At 42.1% G+C, this 1,043-nt stretch carries 1 protein-coding gene; it reads left to right on the top strand.

The annotated features are described in order from the left end of the window. Positions 1–1,043: lipase family protein (locus QTN94_RS20015; protein WP_443088818.1), on the top strand; the 1,043-nt coding region annotated here is incomplete at both ends.

Raw genomic sequence — 1,043 nt, forward strand, 5'->3', positions numbered from 1 at the left:
GCCTTAGTGAGCGTGGGTGATTTGTGGTCAACCCCACCTCAAGATTCGTTCTTGACCGAGCACCATAGCGCACTCAAAGCCAATGCACGTAAAGATATTAAAGGGGTTCGTGCCTCACACAACACCACCCATGTGCTCGAGATAAAAGCCCTACGCAGCTATATGCCAATGATTGTTGATACCGATGGGTTCAACTTGGTGAATAGTTACACTTTTGCTTTGTTGTCGAAACTGGCGTATGCCACAGATAAATTCAACATAGATGATGGGAAATCACTGGATACAAACGGTTCGATTGATACCGTAACAACGCAATTTAAGACTAGGAAAGTCCCAAAAAATTGTAGCAATCTAGCAACAAAATGGATTGTGCAAGAAATCCCATATAGCCAAGCACTTAACTACAATTATTATGCTGATGAAGATGTAGGCGCTGAAGGGTACATTTTGTTTAATGATGATATCGCGATAATCGGCATACGAGGCACAGAGCCATATTTTGAGAACAGAAATAGAGTAGAAGACACTCATTTTCTCAAAATTGTCAAAGCCGCTTCTGGGATAGAAGTTCTGTTGGTAGATAAATTAGGCGACACAATTCAATCCCCCTTCGTACAGGACATGGTAAAGACTAATTTTGATCTCGCACAAATTGCTCCTCCTGAGTTTGGGGGAACCTATTTGCATCGCGGATTTTATCAGTATGCGATGGCATTGTGGTCAAAAATCATGTTAAACGTAAGTGACTTGGAACATAAACATATATATGTTTGCGGACATAGCTTAGGTGGGGCGGGTGCACTAATTCTAAGTTGCATCATCCATGATAAGATTAACAGTAAAAGATTACGTCTGTATACCTACGGCATGCCTCGCACAGGAACGCGAAGTTTTGTCGAGCGTTATCGCGATATTGTCCATTATCGGCATGTTAATAATCACGATCTCGTTCCCCAAATCCCGATGACATGGGCTAATACCGACCCAACCGAAGGTCTCGAACTGTCTGACATTTTCAATAGCAGTGTGAATTTAGCCAAAAA

Origin of the sequence: Vibrio sp. M250220, assembly GCF_036533795.1 — a bacterium.
GTDB lineage: Bacteria > Pseudomonadota > Gammaproteobacteria > Enterobacterales > Vibrionaceae > Vibrio.